The sequence below is a fragment of the Ensifer sp. R-19 genome (genome assembly GCF_049905105.1).
In the GTDB taxonomy this organism is placed as follows: Bacteria; Pseudomonadota; Alphaproteobacteria; order Rhizobiales; family Rhizobiaceae; genus Ensifer.
Genome location: NZ_CP184569.1, coordinates 2,773,021 through 2,786,749, shown reverse-complemented (window position 1 = coordinate 2,786,749; position 13,729 = coordinate 2,773,021). Strand labels below are relative to the sequence as shown.

At 62.5% G+C, this 13,729-nt stretch carries 13 protein-coding genes; 4 read left to right on the top strand and 9 right to left on the bottom strand.

Annotated features, from left to right (window positions below; genetic code table 11):
• Nucleotides 1–49: 49 nt before the first annotated feature.
• From ACN9MO_RS13680 to ACN9MO_RS13655, 6 genes are all read right to left on the bottom strand, one after another.
• Nucleotides 50–1,117: an ABC transporter ATP-binding protein gene (locus tag ACN9MO_RS13680; protein WP_093235625.1), complete on the bottom strand. Its 1,068-nt coding sequence runs from the start codon at nt 1,115–1,117 to the stop codon at nt 50–52.
• A gap of 11 nt (nt 1,118–1,128) precedes the next feature.
• Nucleotides 1,129–1,962, bottom strand: a complete 834-nt coding sequence (locus ACN9MO_RS13675) for a carbohydrate ABC transporter permease (protein ID WP_057248981.1) — start codon at nt 1,960–1,962, stop codon at nt 1,129–1,131.
• 5 nt (nt 1,963–1,967) lie between these two features.
• A complete protein-coding gene (locus ACN9MO_RS13670) occupies nt 1,968–2,903 on the bottom strand; it encodes a carbohydrate ABC transporter permease (protein WP_057248982.1) in 936 nt (311 codons plus the stop codon).
• 149 nt (nt 2,904–3,052) lie between these two features.
• Entirely contained in the window at nt 3,053–4,315 is a 1,263-nt protein-coding gene (locus ACN9MO_RS13665; RefSeq protein ID WP_113132153.1) for an ABC transporter substrate-binding protein, read from the bottom strand.
• A gap of 83 nt (nt 4,316–4,398) precedes the next feature.
• Complete coding sequence (locus tag ACN9MO_RS13660) at nt 4,399–5,571, bottom strand: PLP-dependent transferase (RefSeq protein WP_112994664.1); 1,173 nt, start codon at nt 5,569–5,571, stop codon at nt 4,399–4,401.
• On the bottom strand, nt 5,568–6,284 hold the full coding sequence (locus ACN9MO_RS13655; RefSeq protein ID WP_057248985.1) for a FadR/GntR family transcriptional regulator: 717 nt from the start codon (nt 6,282–6,284) through the stop codon (nt 5,568–5,570). The genes ACN9MO_RS13660 and ACN9MO_RS13655 overlap by 4 nt, the downstream gene beginning before the upstream one ends.
• Nucleotides 6,285–6,428: 144 nt before the next feature.
• On the opposite strand from ACN9MO_RS13655, the gene ACN9MO_RS13650 reads away from it, so the two are divergent.
• Nucleotides 6,429–6,686, top strand: a complete 258-nt coding sequence (locus ACN9MO_RS13650) for a hypothetical protein (RefSeq protein WP_162727990.1) — start codon at nt 6,429–6,431, stop codon at nt 6,684–6,686.
• Nucleotides 6,687–6,766: 80 nt separating this feature from the next.
• Here ACN9MO_RS13650 and ACN9MO_RS13645 read toward each other — a convergent pair whose 3' ends face one another.
• Entirely contained in the window at nt 6,767–7,870 is a 1,104-nt protein-coding gene (locus ACN9MO_RS13645; protein WP_112994662.1) for a M24 family metallopeptidase, read from the bottom strand.
• A gap of 333 nt (nt 7,871–8,203) precedes the next feature.
• Nucleotides 8,204–8,896, bottom strand: coding sequence for a GntR family transcriptional regulator (locus ACN9MO_RS13640; RefSeq protein WP_112994661.1), 693 nt, complete (start codon nt 8,894–8,896; stop codon nt 8,204–8,206).
• 118 nt (nt 8,897–9,014) lie between these two features.
• Here ACN9MO_RS13640 and ACN9MO_RS13635 point away from each other — a divergent pair, with 118 nt between their 5' ends.
• The 3 genes from ACN9MO_RS13635 to ACN9MO_RS13625 all read left to right on the top strand — a co-directional run bounded on the left by ACN9MO_RS13635 (nt 9,015) and on the right by ACN9MO_RS13625 (nt 13,003).
• Entirely contained in the window at nt 9,015–10,382 is a 1,368-nt protein-coding gene (locus tag ACN9MO_RS13635) for a glutamine synthetase family protein (RefSeq protein WP_057248989.1), read from the top strand.
• Complete coding sequence (locus ACN9MO_RS13630; protein ID WP_162727992.1) at nt 10,379–11,692, top strand: NAD(P)/FAD-dependent oxidoreductase; 1,314 nt, start codon at nt 10,379–10,381, stop codon at nt 11,690–11,692. Before ACN9MO_RS13635 ends, ACN9MO_RS13630 begins: the two co-directional genes overlap by 4 nt.
• A gap of 396 nt (nt 11,693–12,088) precedes the next feature.
• Nucleotides 12,089–13,003, top strand: coding sequence for a transglutaminase-like domain-containing protein (locus tag ACN9MO_RS13625; RefSeq protein ID WP_057248991.1), 915 nt, complete (start codon nt 12,089–12,091; stop codon nt 13,001–13,003).
• 298 nt (nt 13,004–13,301) lie between these two features.
• Here ACN9MO_RS13625 and ACN9MO_RS13620 read toward each other — a convergent pair whose 3' ends face one another.
• Entirely contained in the window at nt 13,302–13,694 is a 393-nt protein-coding gene (locus ACN9MO_RS13620) for a YybH family protein (RefSeq protein ID WP_057248992.1), read from the bottom strand.
• Between the last annotated feature and the right edge of the window lie 35 nt (nt 13,695–13,729).

Here is a 13,729-nt window from a genome sequence, read left to right as displayed (position 1 = left end):
GGCAGGTCGCCGGTTGCGCCTAAATTTTCACCAGGGACGGTGCGCGCGATTAGACCCGATTGCCGGCGGCGTCGAAGAAATGCAGCCTGTCGACCGGCAGGCGCACGGCAAGCGAACCCGAAGCGGTGAGGAACCGGCGGTCGTTGGTAAAGGCCTTGAAGCCGGCGTGGCCGAAGGAGAGATGCAGGATGATGCCGAACCCGGTCGGCTCGACCAAGTCGACATTGGCGCTCAGCACATCCGGCCCTTCGACGCCGATTTCCACATGTTCCGGGCGAATGCCGAGGGTGGCGCGGGCGCCGTCGGCGAGCGCCGGATGCGGTTGTGCCGGGATGACAACGCCGCCTTCCGTCTCGAATCGCGGGGCGGTGCCGTTCAGGTAGGTGCCCTCGAAGAAGTTCATGCCGGGCGAGCCGATGAAGCCGGCGACGAAGAGGTTTGCGGGACGGTCGTAGAGATCGAGCGGGCTGCCGACCTGCTGGACGAAGCCGCCGTTCATGGCGACGATGCGGTCGGCAAGCGTCATCGCCTCGATCTGGTCGTGGGTCACGTAGATCGAGGTGGCGCCGAGGTCCTTGTGCAGCTTCTTGATTTCGGCGCGCATCTGCTCGCGCAGGCGGGCGTCGAGGTTCGACAGCGGCTCGTCGAACAAAAAGGCCTTGGGTTCGCGCACGATGGCGCGCCCCATGGCGACGCGCTGGCGCTGGCCGCCTGAGAGTGCTCGCGGCCGGCGTTCGAGCAGCGGATCTAGGCCGAGCTTGGCGGCGGCCCCTGAAACGATGCTCGCGATCTTCTCCTTGGCCGTCTTCCGGAGCCTGAGGCTATAGCTCATGTTCTTGGCGACCGACATATGCGGATAGAGCGCATAGGACTGGAACACCATGGCGATGTCGCGGTCCTTCGGCGCCAGCTCGTTGACGCGCTTTCCGGCGATGCGGATCTCGCCCGAGGTGACGCTTTCAAGCCCGGCGATCATGCGCAGCAGCGTAGATTTGCCGCAGCCGGATGGGCCGACGAGCACCACGAACTCGCCGTCGCCGATCTTGAGATCGACATCGTGCAGTACCGGGTGGATGCCGTAGGATTTCTGGATGTTGGCGATATCGATGGAAGCCATGAGAGCAATCCTCAGCCTTTGACCGCGCCGGCCGTGAGGCCCTGGACGAGATAACGTTGAATGAGCAGGAAGAAGAGGCAGGCGGGGATGAGTGCGAGCACGCCGGCCGCCATCATCTGCCCGAAGTCGACGGAGAACTTCGATACGAAGGACAACAAGCCGACAGGGAAGGTCGCCTGGTCGTTGCCGGAGATCAGCATCAGCGAGAACAGAAGTTCGCTCCAGGCGGCGGTAAAGACGAAGCCGAGCGTTGCGGCAATGCCGGGCAGCGTCAGCGGCAGGATGATCTGGCGGAAAGCGACGAATTGGGTGGCGCCGTCGATCATCGCCGCCTCTTCCAGATCCTTCGGGATGCCGTCGAAGAAGGACTGCATCAGGAAGGTGGCGAAGGGCACGTTGAAGGCGGTGTAGACGATGACGAGGCCGGTCAGGCTGTTGGTGAGGCCGAGCGGTGAGAGGATCTTGAAGATCGGCGCCACCAGCATCACCAGCGGGAACATCTGCGTCAAAAGCATCAGCGCCACCAGCCAGTACTTGCCGCGGAAGTTGAAGCGCGACAGCGCATAGCCCGAGAGCGAGGCGAGGATGGTGACGATAACGGCGGTGGAGCCGGATACGATCAGGCTGTTTTTGAAGAACACCGGAAAGGCGCTGTGGCGCAGCACGAAATCGAAATGTTCGAGGCTGGCGCGCGACGGCCACATTCGAATGCCTTCCGAGTAGAGCAGGTCGTTGGGCGTGACTGCAACCTTCAACAGCCAATAGAGCGGGAAGAGCGCGAAGGCGATGTAGGCAAGGATGGCCGATCGGTGCGCGATCATGAGGAAAAGCGGTTTGGCGCGCATCGGTCTCAATCCTTGCTCAACAGCCATTGCCGCAGGATGACGATCAGCATCGAATAGGCGAGCAGCAGTGCCAGAAGCACCAGCGCGATCGCCGAGGCGTAACCGAAATCCAGCCGCTTGAAGGCCTGGGTGAAGATATAGCTGGCGACGATCTGGGTGCGGTCGGCCGGTCCGCCATTGGTCATGACGATGATCAGGTCGGCGAAGTTCGAGATCCAGACGGTGCGCAGGAGGATGGTGATGGCGATGGTCGGCGCCAGGAACGGCAGCGTGATCGAGAGAAATCGCTGCACCGGGCCGGCGCCGTCGATGCTCGCGGCCTCATAGAGGTCGCGCGGGATCGCCTGAAGCGCTGCGAGCAGGGTGATCGCGAAGAAAGGAATGCCCCACCAGACATTGGCGATGATCGGCCCCCACATGGCAAGCTGCGGGTCCGAGAGGATGTTGTTCGGCTCACTCATGATGCCGAGCGCATAGAGCCAATGCGGCAAGGGACCAACGACCGGATTGAAAAGCCAGGCCCAGTTGAGGCCGGCAAGGAAGCTCGGCACCGCCCAGGGCAGGAAGACGAGCGCCTGGGCAAGGCCGCGGCCGTAGAAGGGCTTGTCGAGCAGCAATGCCAGGATCAGGCCAAAGACGAACTGAAAGAAGACCGAAGCGCCGGTCCACCAGAGCGTGTTGCGCAGCGCCCGATAGAAGGCCTGGTCCTCGGCAAGCGCGCGGAAATGATCAAGGCCGATATAGGCACCGGAGAACGGGTTTAAGAGCTGGATGTCGCGGAAGGCGTAGGAAACGCCAAGCACCAGCGGCACCAGCATGACGGTGACGATCAGGATCAGCGCCGGCGCGCTATAGAGATAGGGCGCGGCGCCGTCGGCGATGCGCTTCTTCAGCGGCGTCCTGCCTGCCGGCAGGCCGCTTTGGCGGGCGACATGGTCCATCGATCGAAATTTCCCCTGTGCGGCCGCCGGTTTTTTCGACGTGCCTCGTTTTCGTTCAGTCGGAGCGGGATGCGGGCGGAGACCGCGCCCACGTCATTCCGCTCAATGTCACGAGGGCCGGCGGCGGCGAACCGCCGCCGGCCGAAGGCTTACTTCTTGCTGGCGAGGAACTTCTGCTGCGCCTTGGTCAGGTAGTCGGCCCACTGGTTGGCGAGCTCTTCCGGCGTGATGTCGCCGAGCAGGGCTTCCTGAGTCGTCTTGATGGCGAGCGAATCCTTGAAGAAGGCGAATTCCTCGAGGTAGCTCGGCATCACCGTCAATACGACGTCCTTGTCGGCAAGCTCGTCGAACCAGCCCTTGAACTGCGCGCTCGCATAGAAGGGATCCTTCTCGGCCGACTTGTGCACCGGCAGCGCGCCCGTGCGCTTGTTCCACTCGATGTTGCCTTCCGGCCCCTCGAGCGTCTCGATCAGCTTCCAGGAGAGATCCTTGTTCTGACTTGCCGACAGCATCGACCAGCCGGCAAAGCCGATGGTGGTAAACGCCTTGCCGCTCGGACCCTTCGGCATGGTGGTGACGCCGAAATCTTCCGACTTCATGCGCTCGGCAATGGCGATCAGCGCATCCGGATCCTGGTCGAGGAAGGCGCAGGTGCCGCTGTAAAAACCGGCGACGATTTCGTTAAAGCCCCAGTTGACGCTGTCCTTCGGCGCCAGCCCCTTCTTGTAGAGGTCGATCACCCAGGTCAGGCCCTTGACCCAGCCTTCGCTGTTCATGGTCGAGGTGCCATCCTCATTGAAGAATTTGTTGCTGCCGGCCATGGTGGCGCCGAACATCACCCAGCCGTTGAGACCACCCGGTCCCCCGCGCAGGCAGTAGCCGGATTTGCCCGGAAGCTTGGATACGGCTTCCGATGCCTTGACGAAATCGTCCATGGTCTTCGGCGGTTCGCTGACGCCGGCTTCCGACAGAAGCTTCTTGTTGTAGAACATCGCCCGCAGATAGAAGCCGTAGGGCAGCATGTAGGCGGTGTCGTTGACGTCGCGGCCGAGTTCGAGCGCGCGTTCGGTCAGGCCGCCCGTGTGTTCCCACTTGGCGAGGTAGGGCTCCAGGCTTTCGAGCATGCCGTTGTTGGCATAGAGCGACAGCCAGGTGTCGGGCATTTCCATCACGTCAGGCAGTTCGCCGGCCGAAACCATGGTCGCGAACTTTTGGAATGCTTCGCCCCAGGGCAGCGAGATGATCTCGACCGTGGTGCCGGGGTTGGCGGCTTCGAACTTGGCAACGATCGATTTCAGCGTCTCGGTGCGCTCGGGGCTGGTGATGACCTCGACCAGTTTCAGCTTGGTATCGGCGAGTGCGCTTCCGGCCATCAGGCTGGCGAGAAGCGTGGCAGTGATCAGTTTCTTCATTCTTGTTCCCTCTTTTCTTCGTTGGTTTGGTTCAAAGTGGGGAGAGCGGGATGCCGGCGGAAAACCGCCTGCAGCCGCTCCTGTCAGCCAGTCGAAGCGACGGCGAGCGCCGCTTCAAGATCGCTCCAGAGGGCCTCCGTTCCCTCCAGGCCGACATGGAGCCGTACCGACCGCGGCGAGATGCCGAAGGCGGCCGCGGAATTGGGCTGGGCTTTCTGCGACAGCACGACTTCGCCCGGCACGATGAGGCTTTCATGTCCGCCCCAGGAAACGCCGAGCTTGAAGAGTTCGAGATGATCCGCAAAGCGCCTGACATCGACGCCCTCGCGGAAGATGAAGGAGAACAGGCCGGATGTGCCCGAAAGGCCCGGCGGCAGGGTGTTGCCGAGGCCGGGGTGGCAGACGGTCTCGACCAGCGGATGGGCCTGCAGCCGCCGCGCGACTTCAAGCGCCGAGCGCTCATGCGACTTCATGCGGATGGGCAGGGTGCGTAAGCCCCGGATCAGGAGCCAGGCGTCGAAGGGCGAGAGCTTGCCGCCGAGATAGGGATAGGCTTCGGAGCGGATGCGGCCGATCAGTTCCTTCGAGCCGGCAACCACGCCAGCAACCACATCGCTGTGTCCGCCGAGATACTTCGAAGCGGAATGGATGACGAGGTCGACGCCGAGCGAAATCGGCTGCTGGAAGATCGGGCTTGCCCAGCTGTTGTCGATGGCGGTGATGATGCCCTGGTCCTTGGCAAGGCGGGCGAGGGAGGCGACGTCGTGGGTGTCCATCACCCAGCTTGTCGGGCTTTCCATGTAGAAGAGCTTGGCGCCGGGAAGGGCCTTGGCAACTGCTTCCTCGTCGCGACCGTCGACATAGGTCACCTCGATCTTCATGCGCTTCAGATGCGTGCCAAACAGGCGGAAGGCGTCGGGATAGACATGATTGACGGCGACGATGCGGTCGCCCGGCTCGACGAAGGACAGCACGGTCGAGGAGATCGCCGACATGCCGCTGGCAAAACCGATCGCGTCTTCGCCGCCTTCGAGCTTCGCCAGCATCTCCTCGAACATGCGCACGGTCGGGTTGAGACCGCGGGTATAGATCGGTCGCACACGCTCGCCCCGGTAGGACGCGACCATGTCGTCATAATCCTTGAAGGTGAAAAGCGAGGTCTGAACGATCGGCGGCACGACGGCATCGAAGGCGTGGCCTTCGTCATGCGCGACGGTCAGCGAGGCGTGGTCGAACGGATCGAGGCCGTTGGTCATTTGGACATTTCCTTGATATCTTCCTCGACGATCGCGAGGATTTTCAGCGTTTCTTCGCGCGCGGTGTCAGGATCCTGGGCTGCGATCGCGTTGAACAGGGTACGGTGGAACGGGAAGGAGCGGCGGGCGAAGTCCGACCGATCGAACGGCTCCTCCCAGAAGCGCTCGAAGGCTTCGCGCATCTGTTCGAGGAGCTGGCGGAAGAGCGGATTGTGGGTGGCATCGTAGATCGCCAGATGGAAGGCAAGGTCTTCCGGACCTGACGTGCCCTTGGCGATATGCACCCGCTCCATCTCGTTGAGCTTCACTTCGATGATATCAAGGTCTTCGTCGGTGCGCCGGCGGGCCGCGACCATATTGGCCTCAACCTCGATGCCGCGGCGGACCTCGAGCGTCATCAAAAGCACGTCGCGCAGATGCGCAGCGTCGAGGGTGAGCGGCATATGGACGGTGGCGCCCGTGATCATGCGCAAGAGATAGGTGCCGCTGCCCTTGCGCGCCTCGACGACGCCGAGCGCCTGAAAGTGGCGGATGACTTCGCGAATAGTCGACCGACCGACGGCAAGCGCCGTCATCAGTTCGCGTTCAGCTGGCAGGCGTTCGCCGGGTCTAAGCCCCGATTGTTCGATGTAGTCAGCCAACGCGGCAATGACCTGCTGGGCCCGGTCGGCGGGCGGCAATGGCAGAAGCGCGGCTCTGGCTTGTTCAGTCATTCAGCCTCCCCCTCGGCGCCAAATTGGTCTGACATCTCACCACTATGGATAAGGCGCGAGAGGTCGTCAAGCAGGAACTGATGGAACTCGAAGGTGGTTGACCTCGCACGCTTCCGGCGTAGACAGGAGGCAAGGAGCTTGACGATGTTGAAATCGGGATATCTGTTTGCCATCGCCATGGTGGGCGCGGTCTTTGCCGTGACGAGCGTCGCGGGCGATGCGGAAGCGCAGATGCGCACCAGAAAGGGCGAGTATTACGAAGGCGTCCAGCGCAAGCCCTATGGCTATTACTGGATCTGGCCGCCGGTCGAACAGCGGCAGCCAGCCTACAGGCAACGTCCCGGCCAGGATGGTCCAGCCGGCAACACGACGACGAAACCCCGCAAGCGGCCGACCCAATAGGCATTGCTGTGCTGCCAAGCGAACCGGACAAAGAGAAGCGGCGCCAGAAGGCGCCGCAACTTTGATCAGATCTTGTTTGATCAGGCCTTGGCGACGTGAACGTCGCGGGGAAGGGAAGAGAGAACCTCCGGCCCGTCCTCGCGCAGGATGACGATGTCTTCCAGCCGGATGCCGAAGCGGCCGGGCAGATAAATGCCGGGCTCGATCGAGAAGACCATGCCTTCTTCCAGCACGGTTTCCGAAGTGGCGGTGATGTAGGGCGGCTCATGGCCGTCGATGCCCATGCCGTGGCCGGTGCGGTGAACGAAGTATTCGCCGTAGCCGGCATCGCTGATCACCTTGCGGGCGGCCGCGTCGACATCCTTGGCGAGCACGCCGGGACGGGCCGCCTTCAACGCTGCCTGCACGGCCCTTTCCACGATGGTGTGGATCTGGCCGTATCCCTCAGGCGCGCGGCCGACGATTGCCATGCGGGTGATGTCGCTCGGGAAACCCTGCTTGCGGCCGCCGATATCGATGACCACGGCATCGCCTTCCTCGATCACCCGCTCGCTCGCCGAGTGGTGCGGGAAGGCGCCATTGCCGCCTGCGCCGACGATCCAGAAGGCCGGTGCCGCACCTTCCGAGGAAAAGTGTCCGCGGATCTCGGCGGCCAGCTCTTTTTCGGTCATGCCCGGACGGATCTTGGAAAAGGCCGCTTGCATGGCGCGGTCGGCAATGCCGGCATTCATCTTCAAAAGGGCGTATTCGCTCTTGTCCTTGCGCATGCGAAGGCTTCCAAGCGTTGCCGGGGTGAATTCGCGCGCGGTATCCTCCGGCAGCGCATCGATCAGCAGCAGGGCGAAATCGGCGCGCATGGTCTCGTCGAGCACGACGCAGCCAGGTGCAGTCGCGCCGACATTGGCGAGGGCTGCGTTCAGGGCATCGGCCGGACCGGCATCATCGGCCCAGTTGTGGAAGGCGATGTCGGTATGTTCGCGCGTGCCCTCGGCGTTGAGCGCCGGCATCAGGAAGGCTTCCTTTTCCGGGCCGATCAGAAGCAGGCAGGGGCGCTCGTCCGGATGCGGATGGTAGCCGATCAGCCAATCCATGTGCGATCCCGGCGCGAGCGCGACGAGGCCGGCTTTGCTTTCGGCCATCTTGCGGCGGAGCGCAGCAAAACGGCTCTTGGTGAGTTCGTTCATGATGTTTCCAGTTCTGGCTTGAGGAAATGGGATGCGCTCGCCATTCACGCGACTGTAGCGCTCATCGACGGGCGGATGGGGTGGCCGGGCGGACCGGCGTGATGTGGCGGTTTTGGGGAATGCTATAGGCCGGCGCAGGTGTTACCCCAGGCTGAAAATCTTTGGCTCTTCAAGCGGACTCCTCCCCCTCGAATGCGCGGGCATTGGGCCGGAAGGCTCGCGCCTCCCGTCGCTATGCATCTGTATTTTCACGACTTTGGTGCCGTGCCTGAGCGTTGTCAATACGGAATTTTAGTCACACTAAAATTTATGAGGCCGTGGCCTGCCGTCGGCTCAGGCCGCCAGCCGCAGAAGGCGCGCGACCGCCTGCTGGTCGAAGCCGCCGATCCCTTCTCGGATGTCGGCGGCGATCGCATCGGCAACGGCATCTTCGTCGCGCCGCCGGAGGGCCTCGATCGCCTCGCGGTGCCGATCCACGACATAGAGTTCGGTGACGTGCTCCATGGCGATGCCGAGGATGGGCCCGAGTTGCAGCCACACGCTTTCGATCAGCGGCATGGCGACCGGATCCGGATTGGCCGTGTAGATCATCCGATGGAACGCCTGGTTGGCAATCAGCGCTGCCACCTTGTTCCCCTTGCGGATCTCCGTCTCGATACTGTCATCGATTGCCGTGATTTTCTCGATCTGGCGCTCGGAGAGATGGGCGACAGCCCGGCGGGCGGCATGGCTTTCGAGCGCGATGCGGAGCAAGATCAGTTCCTCGAACCGCGCGGGCGTGATGTGCGGCACGACGATACGGCGGTTTTCCAGGAACTGCAGCGCGCCGATCGACGTCAGCTGACGTAGCGCCTCGCGTACCGGCGTCGGGCTGCTTTCGAGCGCTTCGGCAAGGCCGCGGATGGTGACGGATGTGCCGGGGCGGAAAGCGCCGACCATGATCGCCTGGCGCAGCCGGTTGAAGGCATAGTCATGCGTGGTCATGCCGTCGGGTCGGGCAAGTGGCGGCAAAACAAGGGGTTTCACGATCGCATTCCTTCTGCCTGGCGTCCTTCATGCGCCTGATACCATTGCCGATGCTTGACTCCAATTCCTGAATTATGTCAACTATCACAAAATGTGATCACAAAAAGAGATTTGCGATATGTCGCTCGACGCGGAAGACCCCAGCGCATTCAAGGCATGGCTCGAGCAGAACGGGCCGATCGAAAGTATCCAGGCGGTGGTCTGCGACCTCAACGGCATCATGCGGGGCAAACGCGTGCCGGTGGAGCAGGCGGCGAAGGTGCTCGGCGGCGGCATCCGCATGCCGCTCTCGATCGTCGGGGTCGATGTCTGGGGCGAGGATATCATCAACAGCGAGCAGGTGTTCGCCAGCGGCGACCGCGACGGTATCTGCGGTGTCACCGGCCGCGGCGCGCTGCCGGTCAACTGGACTTCGCGACCGAGCGCGCTGGTGCCGCTCTGGCTGCAGCTTGAGGACGGCAAGCCGTTTCTTGCCGATCCGCGCCAGGCGCTGGCGGCGGTCGTGCGCGAATATCAGGAACTCGGTCTTCGCCCCGTCGTTGCGACCGAACTGGAGTTCTACCTGATCGATCCGGAGCCCGACAGCGCGGTGCCGCCGATCTCGCCCTATACCGGCAAGCGCCTCGATTCCGATGCGATCCTGTCGATCGACGAGCTCGACGATTTCGGCGAGTTCTTCTCGGACGTCTACAAGGAATGTGCCCGGCAGAACGTGCCGGCGGATGCGGCGATCGCCGAGAACGGCATCGGCCAGTTCGAGATCAATCTACTCCACACCGACGACCCGCTGAAGGCGGCCGACGACGCCATCTTCTTCAAGCGCATCGTCAAGGGTGTCGCGCGCAAGCATGGCCTCGCCGCCACCTTCATGGCCAAGCCCTACGGCACACGGTCGGGCAACGGCATGCATATCCATTTCAGCCTGCTCGACGAGGAGGGCAACAACGTCTTCAACGACGGCAGCGACGAAGGTTCGCCAATGCTGAAGAACGCCGTTGCCGGCCTCTTGCGCGGCATGGCCGAGACGACGCTGCTGTTTGCGCCGCATTTCAACTCCTACCGGCGGCTCAGGCCGGACACGCACGCGCCGACGGCCGTCTGCTGGGGCTATGAGAACCGCACCTCGGCAATCCGCATTCCAGGCGGCAATCCGGCCGCGCGCCGCATCGAGCATCGCGTCGCCGGAGCCGACGCCAATCCCTATCTCGTCATCGCCGCGATCCTCGGCGCTGCCCTCGTTGGCATCCGCAACAAGTGGAAGCCACCGGCGCCTGTTTCGGGTCGGGCCTATGCAGCGGAGAAACTGCCCAAAATTCCCTCGGAATGGGGGCAAGCGGTCGATAGCTTCGAGGCAGGACCGATTGCCGCCGAAATTTTCGATCCCGTGCTGCGCTCGATGCTGATCGCCTGCAAACGCCAGGAGATTGCAGGCTTTGCCGAGCAGGTCACGGATTACGAATTCAGCGCCTATCTGGAAATTGTCTGATGGTCACGAAACAGAACTCCTATGCCGGCGACGGCAGCTACCCGACCAGCTACTACGCCGCATCCCGCAACATCATCCGCACGCCGGTCCGACTTCAGGGCCGCGTCGAGACCGACGTGTGCGTTGTCGGTGCCGGTTACTCCGGCCTGTCGACGGCGATCCACCTTGCGGAAAAAGGCTACAAGGTCGTCGTCGTCGAGGGCGCCCAGGTCGGTTGGGGTGCTTCCGGCCGCAACGGCGGCCAGGTGGTCAACGGCCTCAACGCCAGCCTATCGACGATCCAGCGCCGCTACGGCGACGACGCCGCGCGCTTCATCGGCGGGCTGGTGCAGGAAGGCGGCAAGATCATCCGTCGTCTCGTCAGCCAGTATCAGATCGACTGCGACCTGAAGCCGGGCAACATCTATGCCGCCTATACGCCGGCGCATATGAAAGAACTCGAAGCCAAGCAGGCGCTCTGGCGCAAATACGGCATGGATGATCACCAGCTTCTCGATCGTGACGCGCTTCGCAAGCTCGTCACGTCGGATGCCTATTGCGGCGGCATGCTCGACACGACCGGTGGGCACATGCATCCGCTCAATCTCGTGCTCGGCGAGGCGCGCGCGCTCGAAAGCATCGGCGGCACGATCTACGAACAGTCGCCCGTGACGCGCGTCGACCACGAGGCGGCGCGGCCGACCGTCTATACCGAAGGCGGCGAGGTTTCGGCACGTATTGTCGTGCTTTGCGGCAATGCCTATCTCGGCGACGCGGTGCCGAAGCTCATCTCCCGGGTCATGCCTGTTTCGACGCAGATGATCACGACGGCGCCGCTCGGCGAAGAGCTGGCGCAATCGCTGATCCCGAGCGACATGTGCGTCGAGGACGTGCGCTATATTCTCGACTACTTCCGACTTTCCGCCGACAAGCGGATGATTTTCGGCGGCGGCACCGTCTATGGCGGCACCGACCCGGCCGATGTCGTCGCCAAGCTCAAACCCAATCTCGAAAAGGTATTCCCTGAGCTCAAGGGCGTGAAGATCGACTATGCGTGGAGCGGCAATTTCGCGCTCTCCTTCACGCGCGTGCCGCAGATGGGCCGGATCGGCAGCAACACCTATTTCGCCCACGGCTACAGCGGCCATGGGGTCACCGGATCGCATCTCTTCGGCCGCACGCTCGCCGAGGCGATCGATGGCGACACCACGCGCTACGACGTCTTCGAAAAGCTGCCCTGGTATCCGTTCCCGGGCGGGCGCATGTTCCGGGCGCAATATTCGACGATCGGTTCCTGGTGGTACCAGTTCAAGGACGCGGTCGGATTGTAGGGCAAAAGGCCGATGCTCTATGATGGGGTGGCTTGCCATAAAGGCGGCCACGCCCTTTGCGCGCGAGTCGAATGGTCGATTTCCCGCGGAGTGTAATTCCGCCTTGCCGGCTGATGCGCTAGTATTAATCCCCTACTGCACGGTTCCTCAAATCGTCGCCGATTTGAGGATCAGAAAATCAAAAGTGCTACAGCGACCTTTGCGCGTCCGATAAGACGCGCGGCGCTGTAGGGCATCGGTTCGCCCGTTCGAAGGGCCCGTTGCATCTTTGGCATGCGGCCAGTCTGTGGGAGCGGCTTTCGTATGCAAACGGATATACCAAAGAGGGCCCGCATTTCTGCGGGCAAGGCAGGCGGGGAGCATATGACTCCCGATTGATTTCCTGGAGGCCTCGAGATGTTCGTGCGCTTTGGCTATGAAATCGGCATTCGTTGCCCGCAGCCGACCCCGATGATGACCTATCTTTCCGTCGTGCCGGAACGGCGCGCAACTCTTCGGCGCGAACATGGGCCGGTTTCCATGCCAATCGTGAAGATGGAAGAGATCACCGATCCGCATGGCAATACATGTTTCCGGATGACCGTGCCCGAAGGCGACTTCAAGCTCTCCTATGACGCGGTGATCGAGGATGACGGCAGGCTCGACGCCTCCGATCCGCTGGCGGATGCTGTGCCGGTCGAAAACCTGCCGGCCGCTTGGCTACCCTATCTCGCGGCCAGCCGTTACTGCGAAACGGATCGGCTCGGTACCCTCGCGTGGCGACTGTTCGGAGATGTGCCTGCCGGTTGGCAGCGCGTGCAGGCGATTTGCGACTATGTGCATGAGCGCCTGGTCTTCAGCTACGGCTATGCCCAGGCAATGCGCACCGCGCTCGAAGCCCATGAGGATCGCGTCGGCGTCAGCCGCGACTATGCGCATCTGGCGATCACCTTTTGCCGCTGCATGAACATGCCGGCGCGCTATGTGAACGGCTACATGGCCGACATCCCGAAGAGCGATCATCCGGCGCCGATGGATTTCAACGCGTGGTTCGAAGTCTTTCTTGGAGATCGCTGGCATACGTTCGACGCCAAGAACAATCAGCGACGGGCAGGGCGGATTGCGGTCGCTCGCGGCCGTGACGCGGCCGACATTCCGCTGATCCAGACTTTCGGTAAACACGAACTGACCGCCTTCACCGTCTGGACCTGTGTCGAGGCCGACAGTGCGCTTACGCGCTCGCATCACGGCTCCGATGTTTCGTTGCTGACCCCGTGGTTCAGCGAAACCTGGTCGAAACACCTCCTGGACCGCGACCGCAATCGCCATTAACGACGGCGGTTTCGCCGAACCGATTTTTTACGACATGCGCATTTAGCGGAAAATAATATCTATAAACTCAATCGATAATATAGGAGAACAAGAGAGAAGGCGGACTAAATCCCGCGAGTGAATGACGGAGAGACGCGATGAACGCTTCGAGGCCGATGGTCCAATCCCGATACGCGGCTTATGCATCAGCACCCCAGCGCCGGTCGTTCGTCCACCTTGTCCCGCACGCAATTGCGATCGTGGCCGCATTCTCCTTCGTCAGCGCCGTCGTCGTGGGCGCTTTCTGATCTTTCTTGATTCAGCTTTGGCGAGACAGATGTTCGTGCACGGCGATCCAATCGCCTGACGATGCCCGCCGGAACACGATCGTTTCCCGTTCGTCCGCCGTCGCCGGTTCGCCATTGAATTCCAGTTCCGTCTCGACGCGGTGCGTGAAGACCGCGACATCACCCACCGCCTGCACATGCCGTTCGCTCGAACGGCAGGCGCGCACCCGAAAACCATCCCGTTCCTCCCAGAGGGCCCATTCCGCCTCATAAGCCGCACGGCTCAGAAGCGGCCGGTCCAGCGTGTGGAAGATGAAGGTGGCATCCGGCGCGAAGGCCGAAAAATAGGAAGCGCGGTCGTGCCGCGCGAAGGCGGCAACCAGCCGGTCGGCGGCGGAAAGCACCGACTGTTCGAGATCCTGCATCGTGTTTCCTCTTTTTCCGGGCGCAGATTTGCTCC